Below are 25,609 nucleotides of genomic sequence, written 5' to 3' on the forward strand. Positions count from 1 at the left end.
TTTAATATCTACTATTTATTTCTTTAATTGTGTGGGGTATTTCTGTTTTCTCTTTTGTTACTAGATATAAAAAAGCGGTATACTCTTCTTTATCTACATTTACCCAACCACATAAAACCTTTTCTGCTTTATTTTCTTCTATTAAACCAGCACTATATGCATATAAATAATCTGGATTAAAGTTTTCAAAGATAAAGAAACTATTTTCAGAATACAGTTTATGCTTAATACTAATTTCGCCCATACAAATATTAGGTAATGTATATACAAATACAGCCGGACTTGGATAAAAATTATCATTATCCTCTATAGATTTTTGATATTTCCTATCCGTATCTAAACTAGAGGCGTTATTAGAGAAAACAAGTGCAATATTTTCTTCCATTTCTGGAACAACATTTTCATGTTTTAATAAAACATCTGCTCCTAAAAAAGCTAATTTACTTAAGCTATCCATTTTAAAAAACTTGGAATAATCTGTTTCCAAATTTTTATATGCCATTTTTATAAAGTCCGCAAAAGGCTCTTCTTCTGAGCCTTTATAAAGCAATTCTCCATTTAACAAAATAGAATTGTTTTTTATATGACAATAACTCTTTATGTAAGTTTTAGAACTCAATTATTCTTATCTTTTTTTACAAACTAATATGGTATGATATTCTCCTATAGCAATATCTTCTTTAATATATAACCCAGCCTTTTCTGCTAGTTTAATCATAACCTCTGCTCTGTACATTTTACTGTTACCATTGGCAAGTACCGTAAAGTACAAAGAAGTTGCTTCTAGAATAAATTTAGCATTATCAAATCGTTGCCTGTCTGTAAAAGTTTCCATAATTAGAAGCTCTGTATCCTCATTCATACCTTCTACACAGGTAGATAGTATTTTTACAATCTCTTCTTCAGAAAAACAATCTAAGAATTGGCTCATCCAAATAGCATCTGCTCCAGTTCCTACTTTTGGGTTTTCAGACAGCCAATCTATCTCTTGTCCAGAAATTCTATGGTCTAAATTATTCTTTTTTGCGTTATTAAGTGCCACATTTAGTTGCCCAGGTAGGTCAAATATTTTAACCTTAACATCTGGATCATGCTTACAACATAGCAAAGCACATTTTCCAGTATTACCACCAATATCAAAAATTTGTTTTGGTTTATTTCTGAAAAGAATTTTTAAAGCCTCCTCAAAAGCACCATCGGAATAATGGTGATCAAACTCGAACCAAGACTTTTTAATTTCATCTGGCAAAACAGATAACCCTTCATAAATGGTATCCCATTTTCCTAATTCTTTTAAACCAGAAGGTTTTCCTGTTTTTATGGAATCATTTAAATGATATAACCCTTTAAAACAAACATCATTAGTAAAATTCATATTAACTCTAGCAGTTTCATTAAACGCTAAGAAATACCCCACTTTAGTAAGTTCATATTTATTTTCTTCGTTAACATAAACAATATCTGAGCTTTCTGCCATTTCTAACAAAACACCTAAACCATACTCACTAACAGATAAATCTTTTGCTATTTCGTCTATAGTAGTTCCTCCTGATTTATTTTTTTCAAAAATATAATCTAAAACCCCTAGTTTTTTTAAAGAAACTGAGGTTTGAAAAATAAACGGTGCGAAAGCAATTTTTTGTGCTTCTTCTAATGCATCTATTGCTTTCATGTGTTTTTGTGGCATTTATTTAATTTTGAATAATTAGTGTTTTACTTTTTTAAAAATTGCTGCTGTATTACAACCTCCAAAACCAGAAGCTGTTTTTAGAAAAATAGTAAGGTTTTTAGCTGCAGAATTCTTAATAACATTTATGGTTTTACTTACTCCTATTTCATCAAAACCTAAGGAGGCAAAAAGTATATTTTTATGCATGGAATGCATTCCTATTATAGTTTCTAATAAACCTGAAGCACCTAGAGTGTGCCCAAAATAACCCTTAAGGCTATTAAGTGGCGTTTTGTTCATTTGCAACCTATCAAAAGCTATGGCCTCCATCTCATCGTTAAAGATTGTTGCTGTTCCGTGAGCCGAAATATAATCTATATCTGAAGCAAGAATTTTAGCCTCTTTAAGCGCCGAATTTACACTCCTAAACAAACCTTCTCCTGTTCTTGAAGGACCAGAAATATGGTTTGCATCATTAGCGGTACCGTCTCCTAAAATCTCTACTGCTTCGGGTGCTAAATTAGAAATATCTTTTGTTACCAAAATACTTGCTGCAACTTCCCCTATATTAATTCCTGTTCTATTTTTACTATATGGTTTACATGGTTCATTACTTAGCGCCTGAAAAGAATTGAAACCAGAAACTGTAAATTTTGTAACCAAGTCTCCGCTAACAATAAAAACAGAGTCAAACAAATCTTGTTTAATTAAGCGCTTTGCTATTGATGTTGCTAAAACACCAGAAACACAAGCATTAGACAAAACTAAAGGTTCTTTTAAAAACCCAAAATGAGTTTTCACTGCTTTTCCTAATTCAGATAAATATGCTTTATCTTCATTATGCGTAGAGTTAACCTCTAAAGCATCAATATTTCCTTTGGTTGTAGAAATAATTAACCCTGTGCGTTCTGTGATTTTAGTTTTACTTGCAGAAATAACTTTACTTAGAGAAAGTATCATCATTTTCTCTAATGTAGTATATTTATTTTTAGAATTTAAACTCGCAAATTCTTTTTCTAATTTTTCTTTATCTACTAAAGAAGAATAAAAAGACTCTGGCATTAACGCTTTGTTATTAACCAGCTTTAAACTAGTAATTTCATCTTTAATCTTAGTAACAGCATCATTACTATTAAAGCCAAAAGACGAAACTATATTGTTATAGGAGAGGTAAATTTTATGCATCTATTAAACCCACTTTTCTTTTCCACTTCATAAAAAAATCAGGAATTGTCAAGGATAATTCACCTCCTAATTCTACAAAAACCTGAACCGTTTCTCCAGTACAAACAATTTCTCCTTCAGGATTAAAAATTTTATACTTAAAGATCATTTTTGCAGCGGGGGAATCTACATAAGTTGTTTTAACAGTAGCTATATCTCCATAACGCAATGGTAATTTATGTTCTGTGTTAGATTTTACTATTGGCGTAGAGAAATTATTATCTTTTTGATCTAAGTAAGAAATACCATGGTGTCTTCCAAAAGCCTCCCTACCATCTTCAAAATACTGTATATAATTACCATGCCATACAATTCCTAATGGATCCGTTTCTACAAAACGCACACGAATTTCACTAGTGTAGGAAATTTCCTTTGAGGGTTTAGACCGCAATTTTTTTTTCATTATAAAGTATGGCTATTGTTGTTGTAATTATAAAAAATAAAAACAAGAGTGTAATTTCTGGAATAATTTCTGAAAAACCTACATTTCTTAAAAAAACGTCATAAAATGCATTTAATCCCCAATTCATTGGAGATATATTTGATAGAATTTGCATGAATTTTGGCATTGCAAAAACAGGGACCCAAACGCCACCTAATGCTGCAAGAATAACTACTAATGTTGCTCCAAATGGTGCAGACTGCTCATGTGTTTTAAAAACTGTACCAAGTAATAATCCTAAACCTACAGCTGCAAGACCTGCAAATAAGGAAACGATTAATAGCAATGGCAATTTTCCTGTAATATTAATTTCTGGTAAAGAAATAACAGGAAACAAATACAAGCCTACCAATAACATAAGTATAAATTGTACTATACAAACTCCCAAATATACTATAGTTTTACCCCCTAAAAACGTGGCATAAGAAACAGGATTTGTTCGTAACCTAACAAAAGTGCCTTGAGATTTTTCTTTTACCATGTTTATGGAAAGCGGTAGTATAATAAAAAATATAGCAAATAAGGACCATGCAGGAATGTTATGCTGACTGGCATTTGGTATAGCATTTTTAGCACTTTCCGGGACTATTTCCTTAAAAGAGATAAAACTATTGGTGTCAAAAATTGGTTCCGCACTAGGTTCATCTGATAATTGAGCTTCAAAAGCTTTATAAATAGTTTGTATTTCTATGCCCGAAATTACTCTGTCTATGCCGTTCTTTACAGAACTCTTAAAAGATTGTTGGGTTGCAGGGTCAAAATAAAGTTTAACTTCTTTCTTTTTATTCTTTTTTGAAATACTAGGTTCTAACTCTTCCTCTACTCCAAATTTAGCTAGAATGCCATCAACATTTTCATTTACTTTTATTTCTAAATCTGAAGATAAGTTTTCTGGTATTATAATTGCTAATTGATAATCTCCCTTAAAAACTAAGTCTTTGGCATCTTGTTCTGAAGCCTTATTTATTACTTCAAAAGCATTAGTACTCGTAAGTCCTTTATTTATTTGTTGCGAGACAGAACCTTTATCATTATCTACAAAAAGAATAGGAATTTTGGAATCCTTAATGGTTTTAAAGGTGTTATTTTGAATTAAAGTAATGGTTATTAATAAAATTAATGGCATTACAAAAAGAATGGCCATTCCTCCCAAATCCCTGATTAGAAGCAAAAATTCTTTATATGCTGATGCCCAAAGTTTATACATAATCTCTGAGTTCTTTCCCTGTCTTTGCAATAAAAACTTCTTCTAAATTATGAGCTCCTTCTTCTTGTTTTATTAATTCAGAAGGTTTGCCATTACAAATAAGTTTTCCATGATCTATAATACCAACTCTAGTGCAAAAATTTTCTGCTTCGTTTAAATGGTGCGATGTATAAACAATGGTTGCTCCATTTTTATTTAATTCTTTTAAATGACTTATTATCGCATTTTTAGATTGTACATCTACACCTACTGTTGGTTCATCTAAAAACAAAACTTTTGGCTCGTGTAAAATACTTCCTATTAGGTTAATTCTTCTTTTCATTCCACCAGAAAAATGAAGAATTTTTTTATTTAAAAACTCGGTTAAACCTAGAATTTCTATATGTTGTTCTATTAATTGCTTAAGGGTATTTCCTTTAAGGCCATACATACTTCCTAAATAAAAAAGGTTTTCATATGCTGTTAATGATGGATACAAAGCGTATTCCTGCGGAACAATACCAATAATTTGTTTAAGCTTGTTTTTATTCTGTTTGTAGGTAAGTTCGTTTATTGTAAACGAACCTTCCGTTGGTTTTATTAAAGAACTAAGCATAGAAATTAACGTAGTCTTTCCGGCACCATTAGGCCCCAGTAAACCAAAAATTTCTTGATTTTCTATTACCAAATCTATATTGGACACCGAAAATTCTTCTGAATCCTTATATTTTTTAGACAGTTGGTTAATAGTTATCATTCTTATGTAAAATTAGACTGCTTTCTTTAATTTTTTAAAAAAAGCTTCTTCTTTGTCTGCAATGGTAGCCAATTGATCAGCTACTTTATTATAACCATCTTCGGTAGCACTACGATTTTTATAAATACGAGAAGCATCTACAGCAAAATCTCGCCATAAATCTCCAATTTGTGTAATTTCTTTAGATAGTGTAGAAAGTTGGTCATTCTCTAAAATCTTACTTGCTTCTTGTAAAAAAGCACCATAAATATACCTAAAGCCACCCCCACCAGTACCAATCTCTTCTTGCATACGAACAATTTGTCCTAGATAGTGATTGGCAGTTTTAACTCCTTTTTTAGCTGGCCACTTACGAATTAGTTTTGCAATTTTACGAATAGCCTTTACCCCAACAAGAGGAACAGGAGCAGTCATATCTTTACAGGTATGCTTAATACCTTTTACAATTGCCTTTTTTAATTCTAATTTCTCTGGAAATTCTATAGGGTAATACATGTGTCCTTTCGGAGCAAATGCCCCCTTGGCAAAACGAACTTTCTCTAACTCTTTTTCTGATAAAGAGGTAACCTCCTCCATAACAGGATCACTTATTAAATATCTTCCATCTTTTTTCCCATATACCACCATATTATGAGCATTAAAATGAAAGCGATATTCCTCTGGAAAATATACTAAATTATACACCCCAACTTGTAAACCTACAGGGTTATTTTTTTCTAAATTGGCATCTAACCTTGCTTTAGCTTTTTGTGCAGTACTAAATTTTTCGCGCTTTATTATTACCCCAGTACGTTTTGCAAAACGATTAAAAATAGTTCCTGGCATTGCACGATACGTAACTACAGGAGCATGATTAACTTTTAAAAAAGGAAGGTAACTAAATAATAATCCAGAGCCAATGCCAAAAACCATTGGTTCACTAACTTCAAAACCATTAAAACGCATTAAATTGGACACTACGCCATTTTCACAATGTGCAGATTGTTTGTGGGTAAAGTTTATTTCCATGGACTTTATTTATGAATATCCTTTAGTTGTTCAACAGTAATATCAAAAATATCGGCATATTTTTGAAGTGTTTTTTTATTTAATTTTTTAAAAACAGAAGGCTTAAAATGTCTTTTTACTCTCCATGCCCACATACCTACATAACTTGCCAAAATGCCAACATCCATTTTATGGAGTTCCATATAATATTCAATAGGACTGGTAGTATTATTTAGAACTTTTTGCTTAGCAATCTCGGTTCTTTCTTCTATGTCTTTAATAGCATTATCTAAAGCAATGGTTTTAGGGTCCCACCCTGTACTTAATTCTGTAGTATATTCTCCATTTTCATCTACAGCATAATACATTTCTTTAATATTTGCCGACTCTAGATTACTTTTATCCTGAGGTACTTCGTTTTTCTTCATCTCTATATTTCGTGAATTAGAAAATTAAGAGTACAAGCTACAATTAATTCATCATTATTAAAAATAGCGCTTTCAATAGTACAAATACTAACTCCCTCAGTATCAAACCTAGAAACTAACTTTGTTTTCGTCACAATGGTATCTCCTACCTTTGGAAGCTGGTTTATGGTTACTTTTTTAATTGCACTTATATAACCTGTAATAGTATTAGTTTTACCTTCTAAATCTCCTTTTTCAAAAAAACTTTGCCCCACAACCGCAGAGCTAACTTGCGCAGCATTCTCTATAAGGCCTGGTTCTTTTAAAACACCATCTTTTACAAAAACACAATCGGTATTTATCTGAAATTCTCCTGTGGCACTATCGTCATTAATATGAGTAATATAAGACACCATGAGCATTGGGTCTCTATGAGGTAGAAAGTTTTTAATGCCAATTTTATTTTTGCCCACGTATTTTTTATTTTGCTAATACGGTTTTCATTTCACTTAATGCAATAATTTCTCCTTCGCACTCCACTTCAATTTTCACTAGAGTTACCCCCATTATGTCATGTAAAATTACAACTGTGGTTTTTAGTTCTTGTCCTTCTTTTGGAAGCTTAATTATTTTTGCTTTTTTTATAGAACCTATATACCCTGTAGGTGCTTCTTGGTTTTTTAAAAAATAAGAATACCCGGTATGTAAGGCAACGGTTTGGGCCATATTTTCTATTAAACCAGGACCTTGAAAATAACCATTAGATGAAAATAAGTCTTCTTCTTTTATTTTAAAGCCAGAAATTATCTTCTCGGTTGAAAAATAGAACAACGTATCCACCATTACAAATGGCCATTTTTGTGGTATTAAGTTTTGTATAAAACTTTCATCTGTAATTGGTTGTTCTACTACATTCATTTAACATACAGTTAAATATGCATAAGTATAAGAAAAACGAGCACTTTCCGGAACATGAAGAAGTATTCTATCTCCTTTTTTTAGCTTTCCAGAAGCCACCAATTCTTCTAACATTACATATATAGATGCTGCTCCTACATTACCTACACTCTCTAAATTTAAAAACCACTTATCCCAAGGAATTTCTACCCCTTGTAATTTTAGTTCATCATAAAGATTTTCTTTAAAATAATAGGACGATATATGAGGTAAATAATAATCTACGTCCTCTGGACCAATATTGTTTTTCTCAAAAGCTAATTTTAAACTATCTACACCTTTTACTAAGATATTTTCACCTAATAAACGTGTGTCTTGTTTCATTGCAAACAAGGATATTTTTCCCCATTCTTTTGCAGGAAACTCGCTCCAAGGTTTTAAGTTGCCATCTTCTAATTTATCTGCTCCTGCATACATACATGCTTCTATTTCATGGGCGTAAGAGTAACCTTCCATCCATTCTACCTTTAAAGGCGTGCTCCCTTTAGGCTCACTTTCTAATAGAACAGCACCAGCACCATCCGATAGCATCCAACGTAGAAAATCTTTATTAAAAGCCAAAATAGGGCTATCTTCTAACGCACTAAGTTGCTCTACTTCGTCTTCAAAAACATCTGCTCGCATCCAACTTGAGGTTCTTTCAGAACCTGCACAAACAGCGTTTTCTACTTGACCAGTTTTTATAGAAAGGAATCCAAATTTTAAAGCATTCATTCCAGAACAACAAGCTCCAGACGGAGAGTTTATTTCCATATTACCATTCTTTAAAAAACCATGTACCATAGAGGTATGAGAAGGTAATATTTGGTCAGGACTAGATGTTCCGCAAGATAACAGCTGTATATCTTTTGTTGTAAAATTAGAATCACATAAATTCTCTACAGCCTCTTTTGTAAGCTGCGCATTATTATGGGTTACCTGGCCATTTTCATCAATGGCATAATATCTAGTTTTAATCTTATTATTACGCAAAACAATACGTCTTGCTTTTGATGTTTTTCCTCCAATTTTTCCAAGTTTTTCTTCCATTTGATCATTATCAACTGGTTTATTGGGTAAAAACTTAGATATTCTTGTTATGTATACTTCTTTCATGAATTTTCCTTTAAATAAACCGAAGAAAAATATTCTTTCTCTCTTTTTCTTTTAAGGTGCGTAGGCAAATAAGTCAACAAAAATACAATAAAAACTATTGGTGCAATAACCCAAATTGCAAATAATAAATAATACTTAAAAACCTTAAGAAATTTTACTCTTTTAGGCGCTCCAGACTTTCCTTTTTTTATAATAAGATTTGCCCACTTTGAAAAAATAACATTACCTCTTTCATCCGTCATTACTAGGTATGGATTTACAATAACACCTCCTAGCTTTACAAATGTTTTTTGAAGTGTTGAAAAATCATTTTTCACTAATGCTTCTTTAATTGGTGGGCCATATTTATTTGCCTCTTTTATATCCTTATCTGACACCCCTGGTTTAGGAAAAATTCCTAAGTAACGGTCTTTTTTACCAGATAACATCCAGTATTCAATAGTTATAACACTAATATGGTTAATATGCTTATCTACAAAAGCTAAATGCCCCACCAAATTTGCATTGGCTTTTGCTAAAAGTCTTTTTACTTTCTCTTGTGCTTGCAACCACATATTTCTACAAGCTACAACAGTTATAACAGGTGTATTACCCATTATTTTTTCTGCAAATTCTGATTTTAAAAAAGAGTTAATAGGTATTGAGGGAGTTAAAAACCAAACTTGGTAACCTAAAACCACCAAATCAAATTTTTTGTTTAAAATTTCTTCTGGAGGTGCTTCTATCTCTGAGGGTATTTGTAAAAAAGTCTCCGGAAAAACATCATAAAAACTATCTTTTCCCCAAGGAAATTCAAAAGATTTTACGGGTTTTATTTCATAATAAGTTACATTAATTTCTTCCTTAAAAATTGGGGTAATCATATTTTTAAGAATAGTTGTTAACTGCCCTGTTTGAGAATAATGTATAACTAGTATTTCTTTCATTCTACTTTTTTAGAATTCCAAAATTTAAAATAATTAAACCATTGTAAAGGATATTTTTCCAACATCCACTCCATACTTTCTGTGTATTCTTTTAATAAAGCCTGGGCATTCCTATTCTCTACCTTAGCTTTTCTTGCATATAAATGGTAATGCTTTTTTGTTTCTTTCATTACATATACAAAAAGAACAGGAACATTTAATCTAGATGCCATTAAGAAAGGTCCAGCTGGGAATTCTGCCTCATCTTCCAATAGTTTTTCTGTTAAGGTTTTATTTCCTTCAAAATAACGATCCCCTGTAAAACACACCAAACCTCCTTGATCAAGCGCAGTTTTTATTTCAAAAATATGGCTTAATTCTTCATTAACAAGAATAAACTTAATATTAGATTTTCCTGTAACACTTTCTAAGTATTCTTTTATTTGCTCATGCTCACTATCTGTTGTTACAAGGTGAATTTGCGAATCATGATCTATTTCATCAAAAAAGAAATCTGCTATTTCAAAATTCCCAACATGAGCGCTAATAAGAATACCTCCTTGCTTTTCTTTAAGGAGATTATTTATTTCCTCTACGCCATCAAACTCATAAGTAAATTTGTTTCTTAAACCGCTAGATATAGCAACTTTATCTATTATAGTTTGCCCAAAAACATAGGTATTCTTTAATACGCTTATGGTGCTTTTTAGGGTAGAATATTTTAACTGATTTTTAAAATAATCATAACTAGATGTTCTACCTTCTCTGGAAAAGAAAAAGTAGTAAACAACGACAAAATTTAATATAAAGTAGGCAAAAGACAGACCTAAAGTTTTTATAAAAAAAACAAAGATTTTATACCCTAAAACGGTTCCTTTGGATTTTCCTTCCCACTTTTTTGCCATTGCAATGTTAGCCTAATTTTTTCTCAATAAGGTCGTAAAAATGTTGTAATGTAGTAACGTTAATGAAGTCTTCACCAACTAGTTTTACTCCAAAATTAGACTCTACTGCAACCACAAGGTCTACAAAATCTAAACTATCTAATTCTAAAGTATCTTTAAGGTTAGCTTCTGGATGAATATCATCTTGTTCTACCTCAAATTCATCTATAAGAAAGTCGTTTATCTTTTCAATAATAACTTCTTTATCCATCTATTATATTGTTTTTATTACAAGCGCAGAGTTTGTTCCTCCAAACCCAAAAGAATTGGATAAAAATACATCAATTTTTTTATCTACGGTTTTGGTTACTAAATTTAATTTAGCGGAATCTTCATCTGTATTCTCTAAATTTATATTCGGTGCTACAAATGAGTTTTGCATCATTAGCATAGAGTATATTACTTCACTAGCCCCAGCCATCCAACATTCATGCCCGGTCATAGATTTTGTTGAGCTTACTAATGGACGATAATCTCCAAAAACTTGATGTATTGCTTTTGCCTCATTGGCATCTCCTACAGGAGTTGATGTTGCATGAGCATTTACATAATCTATTTGTGAAGCATTCATATTAGCATCTTCTAAAGCTTTTTTCATTGCTTTAGATGGCCCATCTACGTTTGGCGTAGATATATGCCCCCCATTTGATGAGAAACCATACCCAACAATCTCTCCTAAAATTGGAGCTCCTCTTTTAACTGCAGACTCATAACTTTCTAATATTACGGTAGCACCACCACCACTTGGCACAAGTCCACTCCTATCTTTATCAAAAGGTCTTGATGCCTTTGTTGGATTTTCATTATTTATTGCAAAAACACCTAACCCATCAAAACTAGCCATTGCCAAAGGGTTAATTTCTTGAGCCCCTCCCGAAATAATACAATCTTGCATACCACTTTTTATTAAATGATACGCCATACCTATGGCATGAGACCCACTTGCACAAGCTGCACTCACCGTAAAATTAATTCCTGTTAATTTAAATATTGTAGAAAGGTTCATGGTTATGGTAGAATTCATAGCTTTAAAAATTGCACCAGAACCAACAAGGGTAGTATCTTTCTTTTCTCTCACCGTATCTATAGAATCTATTACAGATTTGGCTGTACTGTCATTCCCATAAATAACACCTACTTCATTTACATCTAAAAAATCTTGTGAAATTTTTGCATTAGTAAGCGCCTCATGTGTTGCGGCATAAGCATAAGCACCTTCTTGACCTAAACTAATACGTTGACGTCTAGAAAGAACTTTTTTAAGATTTGGTGTGTCTACCATGCCAGTAAGTGGAGATCTATATCCAAGATCTTCTCTTTCCTGATCAAAAGCAATTCCAGATTTACCTTCATATAGGGAAGATTTTACCTCATCTAGATTTTTGCCTATACAAGAGTAAATACCCATTCCCGTTATTACCACTCTTCTCATTACCTACAAACTCATTTAAGAGTATATCCCTCCATTTATATTAATTACTTCTCCTGTAATATAAGAAGCTTTTTTAGAAATTAAAAAAGAAACTAAATCTGCTACTTCTTGAGCTTCCCCAAATCTATTCGCAGGAATCATTCTTTTTAATTCTTTTTCATCTAATTCCCCAGTCATATCTGTTTTAATAAAACCAGGAGCTACAGCATTTACAGTAACGTTTCTTTTAGCAACTTCTTGCGCCAATGCTTTAGTTGCTGCTATAATTGCACCTTTAGCAGCCGAATAATTGGTCTGACCCGGAGTCCCCTTAAGGCCAGATACAGAAACCATATTTACAATTCTTCCGTATTTATTTACAAGTAATTTTTGAATTAAGTGATTGGTAACATTAAAAAAGCCATTTAAACTTGTATTAATAACACTAGACCAATCTTCTGGTTTCATCCACATAAATAGACCGTCTTTTGTAATTCCTGCATTATTAATTACAGCTTCAATAATTGCATTTTCATTTGCTTCTTGCCAAGCATCTAAACGTGCTTTTACCTCTTCTAAATTCCCAACATTAAATTGAATAATTTCTCCAGAACCACCGGCATTCTCAACTTCTTTTAAAGTGTCTTCTGCTGCTGTTTGGTTACTATTATAATTAATTAGAATTTTATATTCGGAATCTTTAGCTAGCTGAATACAAACAGCTTTTCCTATTCCACGAGACCCTCCAGTTACAAGAGCATATTTTTTAGGCGCAATTTTCTCCTTCATTTATTTATGATGCTTTCTAAAGTTATTTACTAGTATCTACAAAGTTTTCTGCATTCTGAAACCATTTGCCTCCTAGAGCTTCTCCTTTTTCATTAATAAAGCCCCATTTTTTATTAGACTTTACTTTGGCTAAACCATTAATAAAACCTTTTTTAAATCCAGACATTACAAAAGAAAATCCGCCAGATATATCATACTCCATAGGAATTACTAATGTTCCAGATGCATTTACAAATCCCCACTTTTTATCTCTTACTGGAGCCAAACCTTTATCTCCAAAGATTTCTGCATCTCTATAATCAAAAGGAATTACCTCTTCTCCTTTTTCATTAATATACCCCCAGGTTTTTCCTTTTAAAACTGGTGCCAATCCATTCACAAAAGCTTTTGCTTTATTAAAAGTTGGGTCTATAACCCATTGGCCACTTGCATTAATAAAACCCCACGTTTTTCCTTTCCTAGCATATGTAAGTTTAGATGAGGAATGAAAATCCCATATTTTTGTAGCACCAGGTACAACTTGCAATTTACCATTAACAATAACTCCAAAATCTTCACCTTTTCTCCCCCATATACCATTGCTATTATATTTACTTATTTCTTTAAAATCTGCAGGTACAACAAGATCTCCTTTTTTATTAATCAGTCCCCAAGATTCTCCAATTTTTACTTTAGCATGTCCTTCCCAGAAATTTTTCACAATTTCATATTTAGGCTCCAAAATAAGTTTACCATCTGTTCCTAAAATTCCTATTTTTTCTCCTTTTTTAAATAAGGCTACACCATCATTAAAATCATAATACTTATCTGGCACAGGAGTTTCTAATTGTTTTCCTGTTCCATCTACATATTTCCAAACCTCATTACTATATACTAAAGCATAACCAGAATTAAATCTTTTTACCTTGTCATATTCTGGTTTAATTACCCATTCTCCTTTTACATTAATAAAACCCCACTTATCATCTTTTCTAACAGCGGCATATTTTCCCGAAAAACTTGCTGCTTTATCAAACTGAGGCTCAATTACATATGCTCCAGATTTATCAATATACCCAAACATATCATTTTCTCTAACCAACGCAAGTTCTTGCGCATAAAATGATGACACTGATAATAAAATAGTTAAAATGAATAAAACCCCTTTTTTCATAATACTTAGTTTTCGTTGTTAATAATAAAATCTTTTACTTGATTAACAAAAGGATACATAACTAGATCCTCTTTAAACGGGGGAACAATTTTTCTTATTTTAGAATATAAAGCTTTAGTTTTAGAAGAAACTTTATCCTGAACTCCTAAATACTCTATTGCTTGTGTTATAGTAATTAACTCTATTGCCATAACCTCAAAAGCATTTTCTATTACTTTTTTGGTTATTAAGGCTGCATTAGTACCCATACTAACAATATCTTGATTGTCATTATTATTTGGTATACTGTGCACATACATAGGATTAGACAACATTTGGTTTTCTGCAGTAGTAGAAGTTGCTGTAAACTGTACTCCTTGCATTCCAAAGTTTAAACCTAATTCTCCTAAATTAACAAAAGGCGGAAGTATATCGTTTAACTTAGAATTCATTAAATAATTTAGTTGTCTTTCTGCCAACATACTAGTTTTAGCAACTACAATTTTTAGCTTATCCATCTCTAAAGAAACATAGTCTCCATGGAAATTTCCGCCATGATATACATGCTTTTTCTCTACATTAACAATAGGATTATCATTAGCAGAGTTTACTTCTTCTATCATTATTTTTTCTACACCATTTAAGGTATCTAAAACAGGCCCTAATATTTGTGGTACACACCTAATAGAATAGTACTCTTGTACTTTTTCTTCAAAAACAGAGACACCATCATTATTAGTATATAAATGATGCTCTCTTTTTCTTGTTAACTCACTATCTTTTAAATGGCTACGCATAGAACGTGCAATTTCTCGCTGTCCTTTATGCATTTTTGTATTATTTAGCTCTTCAGACAAATGATCGTCATAGGCTTGCATTATTTCATTTATTGCAGAGGACGAAGAAATCATCCATTCTAAAAGTCTACGAGTATATATGGTATTCACAATACCAATACCTGTCATTACAGAAGTACCGTTAATAAGCCCTAAACCTTCTCTAAGTTCTACAGAAATTGGCTGTAAACCTTCCTTTCTAAATATTTGTTCTGTTGGTCTTCTTTCGCCTTTATAAAAAACTTCCCCTTCTCCTATTAAAACCAGTGCTAAATGCGCTAACTGCACCAAATCTCCACTAGCTCCAACACCACCATGTTCATATATTAACGGAGTTATATCTCTATTAATTAATTCTATCATTAACATAACAACAGAAATATGAATTCCAGAATTCCCTAAACTTAATGTGTTAATCCTAGCAAGCATTGCTGCTTTTACATATTTTGGAGCTATTGGATTTCCTGTTCCAGAAGCATGACTTCTTATAAGATTGTATTGTAATTTAATTCTTTCAGAATCTTTAATCTTATATTGAGCCATTGGCCCAAATCCTGTATTTACTCCGTAGATTACTTTATTCTGAGAAAATTCTTTTAAAAAATTATGACTTTCATTAATTGTAGCTACAACTTTTGGGTCTATAGTTAACTTTTCTCCTTTGAAAATTACATTATAAAAATCTGTAATTCCTAACTTTCCTTTAATTTTTGGCATCTAATGTTGGCTATACTTAAATAAGCGGCAATTTATAAATAAAAATGATTAATTTGCTGTGCAAATTTACATTATTTAATAAATATCCAATTTAATTTGTAAGATGATTCAAGAAAATGTTGAAGTATTAATAATAGGAGCAGGACCATCTGGCTCAGTAGCAGCTTCCTATTTGCACAACAATGGCTTTAAAGTAAAAGTTGTAGAAAAAAGTACATTCCCTAGATTTGTAATTGGGGAAAGTCTTTTACCAAGATGTATGGATCATTTTGATGAAGTAGATTTATTACAACCCTTAAAAGATTTTGGGTTTGAAGTTAAATCTGGCGCTCGATTTATGAGAGGAGAAGAAATTTGTAATTTTGACTTTGCAAAAAAACATGGCGAAGGTTGGGATTGGACCTGGCAAGTACCCAGAGCGGATTTTGATACTATATTAACTAATACACTAATAGAAAGAGGTGTAGATATTGCTTTTGAACAAGAAGTTACGGATGTCGTTATAACTGATGAAGGCTCTACAATTACTTTAAAAAATAGCAAAGGTGAAATTTCTAAAATTTTTGCTAAATTTATTATTGACTCAAGTGGATACGGCAGAGTATTACCCAGAATATTAGATTTAGATAAGCCATCTCCGCTACCAAAACATTCTTCAATATTTGCGCATGTTAAAGACACTAAACGACCTGAAGGAGTAGAAGGAACTTTAATAACGTTTGATGTTTTAAGTAAAGAAACCTGGTTATGGGTAATTCCTTTTTCTAATGGTCATACTAGTTTAGGTCTTGTAGGACCTACAGAATACATGGAATCTTTTAAAGGTACCAACGAAGAAAAGCTAAAAGAAATAATAAAACTATCTAGTTATTACAGAGACCGTTTTGATGAAGTAGCTATTGACTTTGAACCAAAACTTATTAAAAATTACTCTAAATCTGTGAAACAAATTTACGGTAAAGGATATGCGCTTACAGGTAATAGTGCAGAATTTTTAGACCCTGTATTTTCTTCTGGTGTAACATTTGCTACCGAATCTGCTTTACTGGCCGCAAAATTAGCAGCAAAAGAATTAAAAGGAGAAGAGGTAAACTGGGAAGAAGACTATTATGGCTATATAAAAGAAGGTGTAGATGTTTTTGCTACTTATGTAAAAGAGTGGTATACAGGAAACCTACAAAAAATATTTTTTCACAGGCCAGAAAATCCTGAAATAAAAAAGCAAATATGCGCTGTATTAGCTGGTTATGTTTGGGATAAAACAAACCCTTTTGTAAAAAATCATAATCGTTTGGTAAGGACTGTTGCAAAGGTAATAGACATGGAAAACCAAACCGTGTAACAACAAAAAAGGGAGCAATTAAAAATTGCTCCCTTTTTTAAATTTTTAAAACTTCTTATTTTAAAGCTTTCTTTTTAAGATACGCTGCAAAAGATTTTGCTGCTTTAGCATAACATTCAGAAATTCTATAACCAGAATTATAATCATTACCCATAGCACCATAGCCCTGTACATCGTAAAATTTTCCAGAGAATAAAACATTTCCTGGATTACTAGTTTCATATACACTAAAAGTTACATCTATCTCTGCATTTTTTCTTACAATACCAACATTGTATCCTGCATATATCTTATTTGAATGTACCTTCATTGTGTATTCTGCTTCTGCATTGTCACTAGAAACCGAAAGTTCTCCATCATCAAATCTTTTATTGAAAGATTCTATAAACTTAGGCTCATAAAATTCTTCTCTATCCGAAAACCAAGAAGCTTTAAATTTTTCTCCCAAACCAGCTTCTTTTTCTTCTCTCTTCTTCATTTTATCTGCTAAAAAATCTTCTTCCGAATCGTATTTTGGAATCTCTAAATCAGAATAATCAAACTCAAGAGCATACTCTTTAATACCTTTTAAATCTTTTGGGTTTCCATCAATCTCTTTTAATTTTTGAGCTTGAGTTGCTCCCGTGATAAGCAAAAATGCTACTAATGCAATTTTTTTCATGTGTAATTTTTAATGGTTGTTAATTATTAATTTCTACTAACGAAAACGAGTAATATACCTTTTAAGTATATATAAACTTTAAAAGGTACCAACTACTCCAATTTGTCCAGGACCAAAATTAAGATTCCAGCTAATTTTTTTATCTCCTTGGTTATACTTTTCATTATACTTAGAATCTAAATAGCGATCTATAGATTCTACTGTAAAAATACTAATTGCTACACCTAAAGCGATATCTGAAAGCCAATGTTTCCCCTCCCATAACCTAGAAACTGCAGGAACAGAGCCAACGGCGTAAATCCCCGTTTTTACCCAAGGATTTTTAAATTGCTTTGCAATAGCATGGGCATTTGTCATTGCTAAAATAGTATGCCCAGAAGGAAAGGAATGATACTTTTTATTTCCTGCCCAAAAAGGTCTAAAAGTGTCACTAGATTTTCCGCTTAAAGGTCTTGCCCTACCTACTGCCGATTTTAATACTTGTTGCAATAGCCCTGCTGAAGTAGCAGATGCAATTAATAAAACTCCTGTTCTTCTTAATTTTTCGTCCTTTAAAACTAAACCTGTTACATAAACTGCTCCCGTGATCATATAATTATTAGTAGGGCTACCAACACTAAAACCGTAATCTCTTATTCCTTTTGGAATATCATCTTTTATTCCAATAAAATAATCGGATACTGGCTCATCTACTAAATAAATTAAGCTTGTACCAGCAGCAGTATAACCAAAATTTGCCCATTGCTTACCTTGCCAATGTAGTGGTCTTGTATAAGAGTATCCTACCCCTTTAAATACATTTCCCATGTCATAGCTTAACATTTTCCACCTGGTTTCTGGCATTTTTATTGTTTTATCCTGCGCAAAAGAAATCACTGAAAAAAACAAAAGAAAAAGTAGTACTGTTTTTGACAGGTTACATAAAAACAAAGTATTTGTTTTTTTAGGTTCCATATATATAGTTTTAATTGTGTAAAGCTAATTGAATACGTTTTCTTGGCACATCAACCTCCAAAACTTTTACAATAATTTGTTGCTGTAAGCTTACATGTTCATTAACATCTTTTACAAAAGTATCTGCTAAATTAGAAACATGTATTAATCCACTTTCTTTTATTCCAACATCTACAAAACAACCAAAATTTGTAATATTATTTACTATTCCGGGCAATAGTTGCCCTTCTCTTAAATCTGTTATAGATTTTATATTCTGATTAAATGTAAAAACCTTTGCTTTTTCTCGTATATCTAATCCTGGTTTTTCTAACTCTTTAATGATATCCTTTAATGTTAAGAGACCCACACTGTCAGATATATATTTACTAAGATTAATAGCATCTAACTCTTTTTTATCTCCAATAAGATTTTCTATAGCAACTCCCTTATCTTTTGCCATTTTTTCGGCAATTGCATAACTTTCTGGATGTATGGCAGAGTCATCTAAAGGGTTCTTTGCATTTTTTATTCTTAAAAAAGCCGCTCCTTGCTCAAAAGCCTTACCACCTAATCTTGGAACCTTTTTAATAGCTATTCTACTTTTAAAAGGACCGTTTTCATTCCTATAAGTTACAATATTTTCTGCCAATTTAGGACCTATACCAGAAACATAACTTAATAAAGAGGTGCTCGCAGTATTTATATTTACCCCAACAAAATTTACACAGCTTTCTACTACAGTATCTAAAGAGTTTTGCAATTTTGTTTGATCTACATCATGTTGGTATTGCCCAACGCCAATAGATTTTGCATCAATCTTTACTAGTTCTGCTAAAGGGTCCGCTAGCCTTCTTCCTATAGATACTGCCCCTCTTACGGTAACATCGTAATTAGGAAATTCTTCTCTTGCTATTTTTGAAGCAGAATAAATAGATGCTCCTGCCTCACTAACCACAAAAACTTCTATCTCATTTTTAAAATGAACACGTTTAACCAATTGCTCTGTTTCTCTAGAGGCTGTTCCATTTCCTATTGCAATTGCTTCTATTTTGTAGGCATCTGCAAGAGAACTTATTTTCTTTATAGCTCCCGAGCTATCATTCTGGGGCGCATGAGGGTAAATAGTTTCATTGTGTTCTAAATCTCCTTGCGCACTTAAACAAACCATTTTACATCCTGTTCTAAAACCGGGATCTATAGCTAAAATTCTTTTTTCTCCCAATGGAGAGCCTAATAGTAATTGTTTTAAATTTTTAGAGAAAACCAATATTGCAGATTCATCTGCTTTTTCTTTAGCAAGTTTTAGTCTTTCATTAGACAACGAAGGGTACAATAATCTTTTATATGCGTCCTTTATTGCTATAGAAATTTGGATACTACAAACATTATTGCTTTTAATAATACGGTCTTCTATTTTAGACAAAGCTCTTTCCGCATCTACCTCTATTTTCACACGAATAAAACCTTCATTTTCTGCTCTTAAAATAGCTAATAATCTATGCGATGGACATCTTCCTAAAGATTCACTCCAATCAAAATAATCGCGAAACTTTTGCGCTTTTTCATCGTTTTTCTTTGTACTAATAACCTTAGTTGTTATTTGTGCAAATTTTTCTAACTGATATCTTATTTGATTTCTAATATCAGACCGTTCATTAACCCATTCTGCAATAATATGGCGAGCACCCTCTAGAGCGTCCTCTTCATTTTCCACAAGATTATTAACATATTTAGATACCGTAAACTCCAAATCGGTAGCATTCTGTGCCATAATTATTTTGGCCAAAGGTTCTAAACCTTTATTTCTTGCAGCTTCTGCTTTTGTTTTTTTGCTCTTTTTATATGGAAGATATATGTCTTCTAGCGTAGTTAAATCTGGCGCATTATTAACTTTCTGGACAAGCTCAGAAGTTACTACTTCTTGCTCTTCTAATGCTTTTAGTATTGCTTTTTTACGTTTTTCAAGAGCTTCAAATTGTGTTTTAAACGTAACTATTTGCCCTATTTGAACCTCATCTAGATTCCCTGTACGTTCTTTTCTATACCTAGAAATAAAAGGAACTGTACAATCTTCTTTTAGTAGCTCTATAGTATTTTTAATCCCTTTTTCAGGAAGATTGGTGTGTTTAAGTATATAATTTATCATAAAAAAAACCTTATAAATTAATTTATAAGGCCTGTAATATATTTAACTCTACTGTAATAATAGAATTTATTTTAAACTAATTAAGCTACTTTTTTAAGTAAATCAAAACAAGGACATTTACCGCAACGCTTACTTTCCGATTTCTTGTACTTATTGCAACATTTACTCTTTAGCTTATTTGGGTTAATAGAAACCGTCTTTGCTAATCTTTTTATTGCTTTTTTATTTTTTCCCAAAACAACATTATTATTTGTTGCCAACAAATATATGTTATTTTAATTTAATCTAAATAAGTAGTTGTAAAAAATTATTCTGGAGTATCCATAGATGCAGAGGTAACTGTTAATTGTTCTATATCTCTATCAAACAAATACAATCCTCCTTTATCATTACCAATAAGGTTAATTTTATCTAAAACAGTACGTGCCATAGCTTCTTCTTCTATTTGTTCAGACACATACCATTGTAAAAAGTTATGTGTTGCATAATCTCTTTCTTCTAAAGTTATATGTACTAAATCGTTAATACTGCTGGATACAAAAATTTCATGTTCTAATAATTTTTCGAACATTTCTTTAAAAGAAGTAAAAGTTACATTAGGAGCTGCTAATTGTGATATTTGTGCATGACCGCCACGCTCATTTATAAATTTTACTAACTTAAGCATATGATCACGCTCTTCCTGTGATTGATCATACATAAATCCTGCAACACCTTCTAGTCCTTTAACCTCAGCCCAACAAGCCATTGCTAAATATATTTGTGAAGATTCTGCTTCTATTTTTATTTGGGCATTTAATGCTTTTTCTATTTTTTTTGATAACATATCTTTTCTTTTTTTATAAAATTACAATTTTAATTTATTGTTTCCCCGTTAGAAACGCCTTCATCATCCGGATTTACAAAAACTAATTTTCCTTCTACATTTTCGGTCATTAATATCATTCCCTCACTTTCTACACCACGTAGTGCTCTTGGAGCTAAGTTAACCAATACCGTAACTTTTTTACCAACTATTTCTTCTGGTTTAAAACTCTCTGCTATACCAGAAACAATGGTTCTTGTATCTAGACCAGTATCTACCTTTAACACCAATAATTTTTTTGCTTTTGGCATTTTCTCTGCTTCTATGATTGTACCAACGCGCATATCTAACTTAGAAAAATCATCAAAAGTAATTGTATCTTTTTGAGGCGTTACTTCTTTATTAGCATTTTCGTTTGCCTTTTTAGTAGCTTCTAATTTATCTAATTGTGCTTGCACTTCTTTGTCTTCTATTTTTCTAAATAGCAATTCTGCTTTATTAATTTGATGATTAGGAGCTATTAATATATCTTTCTCTGAAATATCCTCCCAAGTAAGATTATTTAACTGTAAAATTCCTTTTAATTTAGTTGATGTAAATGGTAAAAAAGGTTCACTAAGTACTGCTAATGCAGATGCTATTTGTAATGCCACATACATTACTGTTTTTACACGCTCTTCGTCTGTTTTTATCAACTTCCAAGGCTCTTCATCTGCTAAGTATTTGTTACCCAAACGCGCCAAATTCATAAGCTCTTGCCCTGCTTCTCTAAAACGATACCTTTCTATAGAACTAGATATTATTTCTGGATATTTTTTTACTTCTGCCAAAGCCGCTAAATCTATTTCTGAAAATTTTGCTGGCTCAGGAATTACTCCATCATAGTATTTATGCGTTAATACTGCTACACGGTTTACAAAGTTTCCGAAAATGGCAACTAGTTCATTATTATTACGTGCTTGAAAATCTTTCCAAGTAAAATCGTTATCCTTTGTTTCTGGAGCATTTGCCGTTAAGGTATAACGCAAAACATCTTGCATGTTTGGAAATTCTTCTAAATACTCATGTAACCACACTGCCCAATTTTTAGAGGTAGAAAGTTTATTCCCTTCTAGGTTTAGAAACTCATTTGCTGGTACATTTTCTGGCAAAATATAATCCCCATGGGCTTTTAAAATTGCTGGAAAAATAATACAATGAAAAACAATATTATCCTTACCAATAAAGTGTACCATTTTAGTATCGTCAGACTTCCAATAGGGCTCCCAGTCTTTTCCTTCTCGAGCTGCCCATTCTTTAGTGGAGGAAATGTAGCCTATAGGTGCATCAAACCAAACATAAAGAACTTTTCCTTCTCCTCCTTCTACAGGCACAGGAATACCCCAATCTAAATCTCTAGTAACTGCTCTCGGCTTTAATCCATCATCTATCCAAGACTTACATTGCCCGTAAACATTAGGCTTCCAATCTTTTTTATGTCCTTCTAAAATCCATTCTTTTAAAAAATCCTCATGTCTATCTAACGGCAAAAACCAATGTTTGGTTTCTTTTAATGTTGGCACTGCTCCAGTAATAGTAGATTTTGGGTTTATTAAATCGGTTGCATTTAAAGAGGAACCACAATTTTCGCATTGATCCCCATATGCTTCTTCATTACCACATTTAGGGCACGTACCAATTACAAAACGGTCTGCTAAAAATTGTTTTGCTTCTTCATCATATAACTGTGCAGTAGTCTCTTCTATAAACTCCCCTTTATCATTTAAAGTTTTGAAAAATTCTGAAGCTGTTTTATGATGAATTTCTGCTGATGTTCTAGAATAATTATCAAATGTAATCCCAAAATCTTGAAACGACTTTTTTATAATACCATTATACTTATCTATTACATCCTTAGGAGTAATACCTTCTTTCTTTGCTTTCATAGAGATAGCAACTCCATGTTCATCACTACCGCAAACAAAAGCCACATCATTATTTGTTAATCGCAAAAAACGTGCATAAATATCTGCTGGAACATATACTCCTGCTAAATGTCCAATGTGTATTGGTCCGTTAGTATACGGTAATGCTGCTGTAATTGTATATCTGGAAGGTTTATTTTGCTGTGTAGACATGTATAAATTTAATTAAGCAACAAAAATACAGATTTTGAGGCTAGTTGTTAGCATTCTAAAGTAAATGAAATTAGAAAACGATAGGAGTAGTAAAGCAAAATGTGTTACTCATCGAAAAAGTATACGAAATTTAAAATATTTATGTTAAATTATAGGATAAATCTTACAAAATAAAAAATTATGAGTGTTGGAAACCCCAAAAAGTTTACACTTGCTAAAGATATAGCAAAGGAAAATGAAAAAATAGACTCTAACATAACTAGAGTACATAAAGACAAGAGCCATAAAATTAAAAAAGAGCTTACTTTTTCTACAAAAAATAATAAATCTAAGTTGGCATAAAAAAGCCTTCTAAATACCAAGGTATACAGAAGGCTAAGTACATAGTGGGGATACTTTTAAGCAACCATAACAGACTTACTCATTTTTTTATTCTGTACATTTATTCTATAAATATATTTTCCGGTTGCAAGGTAATTTGGCAACATTTCTCTAATGTTTATTTCTGTAGAACCTTCAGACATTCTTTCGCTATACACAGTTCCTACATTTTGCCCCATTATATTATATAATTTAATATCTACAACTGCAGAAAATGGCATTTCTATATGAATAGACGGAGACCCTTGTATTGGGTAATAAGGTTCATGAACTATTTGATTTAATAACTCTGGACTATATTCTGCATCCTCATCTGAACCTGGTTGAGTTGGAAGTGTTGGTTCACTATCATCCATAGCAATATCTGGAAACACCGTTTCTGCATGACACTGGAATCCTAAATCTACCGGAGTATAATTATATCCTGCTACATTTAAGGGATTTAAATGTTGATTTACCGTTGTTGGGTCTACACACAACCATTCTGCAAGAACAGTCCCGTATAAATCTCTAAAATCCATGGTATATTCTAAATTTCCTCTTCCATCTGGATCGTCTAGCGTTGGGTGTTCCCCAACAAAAGCACTACCCTTTAAACCAGAACCAAAGAATAATGTTGGTGCAGCTTTACCATGATCGGTACCATTGGAGCCATTTTCAAAAATTCTTCTTCCAAATTCAGAAAAGGTCATACTTAAAACTTTTTCATCTTGACCAGTACACTTTAAATCTTCATAAAAATTATTAACCGCTACAGAAAGATTAGTCATTAATCGTTCGTGTGCTAATGGTTGATTCCCATGCGTATCAAAACCACCCATAGAAATCATATATACTTTTGTACCTAAATTTCCTTTTATAAGCTTAGCTAAAAGCTCTAATTGCTTAGCAAAAGAATTATCTTGGTATTCTACACATTGTAAATCATGACCTCTTAAATACGCTTCATGTATAGTTCCCGAATACTCATTGGTTACATTAGATACACCTCTTAAAAAGCGTAACTGATCGCCATACATACAATCATCAAAAAGTGCTTGATCTACTGGGTATTGCACTCCTGTTTCTGCAATTTGTTGTAATTGGTCTACATTATTAGTTACAAACGCATAATTAGTTTCTTCTCCTTCAAATACTAAATTACCATAACTCCCGATTTGTATTGCTGCAGGACCATCTGGTCTACTACCAGGAAAATCGGATAAATAATCTGGATATAAATTTTCAAAATGCCTACCCATCCAACCAGTATTAGTTCCACTAAAACCTGTAGTTTCCAAATCGGTATTTGCAAAAATATCCGAACCTGTAAAATGGGAAAGGCTTTGCCCTTCATAACCTACACCGTGGACTGCTTTAAACTGCCCTTCTCCCCACATAGGTTCTAAAGAACTCATATAAGAGGGCACACCAAACTCATCGGTAAGTTTTAATATTTTACTTTCAGGTATATAAATATTTGGTCTTGCATTTGCATAGGCATCATACTGATTTATCGGTATAACGGTACTAAGTCCATCATTACCACCAGACAATCGTATTAATATTAAAATATTATCTGTTTCAATGTCCGCTAATGCATTTGTTAAACGTGATGGGGCTGATGCAGATAAAAGATTTGAACCAAGCATCATGCTTCCAGAACCTGCAATTCCTAGTGTTTGTAAAAAAGAACGGCGACTCCAAGTTGCATGTTCTTCATTATGGCCTTTATGTTCTTTTCCCTTATGAGGAGAATTATCATGAGTATCGCACATAGTAGT

Annotated in this window: 26 protein-coding genes; 2 read left to right on the forward strand and 24 right to left on the reverse strand. The window is 32.1% G+C overall.

Going from position 1 to position 25,609, the window contains the following annotated elements; all coding sequences use genetic code 11:
- Window position 1 precedes the first annotated feature (1 nt).
- From CLV91_RS02845 to CLV91_RS02930, 18 genes are read right to left on the reverse strand one after another with little or no spacing between them, the layout of a single operon-like run.
- A complete protein-coding gene (locus CLV91_RS02845) occupies window positions 2-619 on the reverse strand; it encodes a 3-oxoacyl-ACP synthase (protein ID WP_121063770.1) in 618 nt (205 codons plus the stop codon).
- 6 nt (window positions 620-625) lie between these two features.
- Window positions 626-1,672, reverse strand: coding sequence for a methyltransferase (locus tag CLV91_RS02850; protein WP_245987128.1), 1,047 nt, complete (start codon window positions 1,670-1,672; stop codon window positions 626-628).
- Window positions 1,673-1,705: 33 nt separating this feature from the next.
- Window positions 1,706-2,854: a beta-ketoacyl-[acyl-carrier-protein] synthase family protein gene (locus CLV91_RS02855; RefSeq protein ID WP_121063774.1), complete on the reverse strand. Its 1,149-nt coding sequence runs from the start codon at window positions 2,852-2,854 to the stop codon at window positions 1,706-1,708.
- Window positions 2,847-3,296: an acyl-CoA thioesterase gene (locus CLV91_RS02860; protein ID WP_121063776.1), complete on the reverse strand. Its 450-nt coding sequence runs from the start codon at window positions 3,294-3,296 to the stop codon at window positions 2,847-2,849. Before CLV91_RS02860 ends, CLV91_RS02855 begins: the two co-directional genes overlap by 8 nt.
- A complete protein-coding gene (locus CLV91_RS02865) occupies window positions 3,274-4,542 on the reverse strand; it encodes an ABC transporter permease (protein WP_121063779.1) in 1,269 nt (422 codons plus the stop codon). Before CLV91_RS02865 ends, CLV91_RS02860 begins: the two co-directional genes overlap by 23 nt.
- Complete coding sequence (locus tag CLV91_RS02870; protein WP_121063781.1) at window positions 4,535-5,278, reverse strand: ABC transporter ATP-binding protein; 744 nt, start codon at window positions 5,276-5,278, stop codon at window positions 4,535-4,537. Before CLV91_RS02870 ends, CLV91_RS02865 begins: the two co-directional genes overlap by 8 nt.
- Before the next feature lie 12 nt (window positions 5,279-5,290).
- Complete coding sequence (locus tag CLV91_RS02875; RefSeq protein ID WP_121063783.1) at window positions 5,291-6,286, reverse strand: BtrH N-terminal domain-containing protein; 996 nt, start codon at window positions 6,284-6,286, stop codon at window positions 5,291-5,293.
- 5 nt (window positions 6,287-6,291) lie between these two features.
- Window positions 6,292-6,693, reverse strand: coding sequence for a hypothetical protein (locus tag CLV91_RS02880; protein WP_121063785.1), 402 nt, complete (start codon window positions 6,691-6,693; stop codon window positions 6,292-6,294).
- A gap of 2 nt (window positions 6,694-6,695) precedes the next feature.
- Window positions 6,696-7,145, reverse strand: coding sequence for an ABC transporter permease (locus tag CLV91_RS02885; RefSeq protein ID WP_245987129.1), 450 nt, complete (start codon window positions 7,143-7,145; stop codon window positions 6,696-6,698).
- Between the two features lie 7 nt (window positions 7,146-7,152).
- Entirely contained in the window at window positions 7,153-7,590 is a 438-nt protein-coding gene (locus CLV91_RS02890) for a hypothetical protein (RefSeq protein WP_121063787.1), read from the reverse strand.
- Window positions 7,591-8,724, reverse strand: a complete 1,134-nt coding sequence (locus CLV91_RS02895) for a beta-ketoacyl-ACP synthase III (protein WP_121063789.1) — start codon at window positions 8,722-8,724, stop codon at window positions 7,591-7,593.
- On the reverse strand, window positions 8,721-9,650 hold the full coding sequence (locus tag CLV91_RS02900; protein WP_121063791.1) for a dialkylrecorsinol condensing enzyme DarA: 930 nt from the start codon (window positions 9,648-9,650) through the stop codon (window positions 8,721-8,723). Before CLV91_RS02900 ends, CLV91_RS02895 begins: the two co-directional genes overlap by 4 nt.
- A complete protein-coding gene (locus CLV91_RS02905) occupies window positions 9,647-10,534 on the reverse strand; it encodes an LpxL/LpxP family acyltransferase (RefSeq protein ID WP_121063793.1) in 888 nt (295 codons plus the stop codon). The genes CLV91_RS02900 and CLV91_RS02905 overlap by 4 nt, the downstream gene beginning before the upstream one ends.
- Before the next feature lie 7 nt (window positions 10,535-10,541).
- Complete coding sequence (locus CLV91_RS02910) at window positions 10,542-10,784, reverse strand: acyl carrier protein (RefSeq protein WP_121063795.1); 243 nt, start codon at window positions 10,782-10,784, stop codon at window positions 10,542-10,544.
- Between the two features lie 3 nt (window positions 10,785-10,787).
- Window positions 10,788-12,005 (reverse strand): beta-ketoacyl-[acyl-carrier-protein] synthase family protein, encoded by a 1,218-nt coding sequence (locus CLV91_RS02915; protein WP_121063797.1) that lies wholly within the window; start codon window positions 12,003-12,005, stop codon window positions 10,788-10,790.
- Window positions 12,006-12,020: 15 nt separating this feature from the next.
- A complete protein-coding gene (gene fabG / locus CLV91_RS02920) occupies window positions 12,021-12,773 on the reverse strand; it encodes a 3-oxoacyl-ACP reductase FabG (RefSeq protein ID WP_121063799.1) in 753 nt (250 codons plus the stop codon).
- Window positions 12,774-12,795: 22 nt separating this feature from the next.
- Window positions 12,796-13,926 carry a WG repeat-containing protein gene (locus CLV91_RS02925; protein WP_121063801.1) on the reverse strand — a complete coding sequence of 377 codons (1,131 nt, stop codon included), beginning with the start codon at window positions 13,924-13,926 and terminating at the stop codon, window positions 12,796-12,798.
- A gap of 5 nt (window positions 13,927-13,931) precedes the next feature.
- Window positions 13,932-15,458: an HAL/PAL/TAL family ammonia-lyase gene (locus tag CLV91_RS02930; protein ID WP_121063803.1), complete on the reverse strand. Its 1,527-nt coding sequence runs from the start codon at window positions 15,456-15,458 to the stop codon at window positions 13,932-13,934.
- 103 nt (window positions 15,459-15,561) lie between these two features.
- Here CLV91_RS02930 and CLV91_RS02935 point away from each other — a divergent pair, with 103 nt between their 5' ends.
- On the forward strand, window positions 15,562-16,800 hold the full coding sequence (locus CLV91_RS02935; protein WP_121063805.1) for an NAD(P)/FAD-dependent oxidoreductase: 1,239 nt from the start codon (window positions 15,562-15,564) through the stop codon (window positions 16,798-16,800).
- 55 nt (window positions 16,801-16,855) lie between these two features.
- Here CLV91_RS02935 and CLV91_RS02940 read toward each other — a convergent pair whose 3' ends face one another.
- From CLV91_RS02940 to metG, 5 genes are all read right to left on the reverse strand, one after another.
- Window positions 16,856-17,461 (reverse strand): hypothetical protein, encoded by a 606-nt coding sequence (locus CLV91_RS02940; RefSeq protein ID WP_121063807.1) that lies wholly within the window; start codon window positions 17,459-17,461, stop codon window positions 16,856-16,858.
- 78 nt (window positions 17,462-17,539) lie between these two features.
- Entirely contained in the window at window positions 17,540-18,304 is a 765-nt protein-coding gene (locus tag CLV91_RS02945; protein ID WP_245987130.1) for a phosphatase PAP2 family protein, read from the reverse strand.
- Window positions 18,305-18,425: 121 nt separating this feature from the next.
- Complete coding sequence (locus CLV91_RS02950; protein ID WP_121063812.1) at window positions 18,426-20,543, reverse strand: Tex family protein; 2,118 nt, start codon at window positions 20,541-20,543, stop codon at window positions 18,426-18,428.
- A gap of 307 nt (window positions 20,544-20,850) precedes the next feature.
- The gene (locus tag CLV91_RS02960) at window positions 20,851-21,369 is read right to left on the reverse strand and encodes a ferritin (protein ID WP_121063815.1); all 519 of its coding nucleotides are present in this window, start codon (window positions 21,367-21,369) and stop codon (window positions 20,851-20,853) included.
- A 29-nt stretch (window positions 21,370-21,398) separates the two neighbouring features.
- Window positions 21,399-23,465, reverse strand: a complete 2,067-nt coding sequence (gene metG / locus CLV91_RS02965) for a methionine--tRNA ligase (RefSeq protein WP_121063817.1) — start codon at window positions 23,463-23,465, stop codon at window positions 21,399-21,401.
- Between the two features lie 180 nt (window positions 23,466-23,645).
- Here metG and CLV91_RS16780 point away from each other — a divergent pair, with 180 nt between their 5' ends.
- Complete coding sequence (locus CLV91_RS16780; RefSeq protein WP_170146690.1) at window positions 23,646-23,807, forward strand: hypothetical protein; 162 nt, start codon at window positions 23,646-23,648, stop codon at window positions 23,805-23,807.
- A gap of 56 nt (window positions 23,808-23,863) precedes the next feature.
- Here the strand turns inward: CLV91_RS16780 and CLV91_RS02970 are convergent, their stop codons facing one another.
- A complete protein-coding gene (locus CLV91_RS02970) occupies window positions 23,864-25,603 on the reverse strand; it encodes a DUF1501 domain-containing protein (RefSeq protein ID WP_121063819.1) in 1,740 nt (579 codons plus the stop codon).
- Window positions 25,604-25,609 lie beyond the last annotated feature (6 nt).

Origin of the sequence: Maribacter vaceletii (genome assembly GCF_003634105.1) — a bacterium.
Classification (GTDB): domain Bacteria; phylum Bacteroidota; class Bacteroidia; order Flavobacteriales; family Flavobacteriaceae; genus Maribacter_B; species Maribacter_B vaceletii.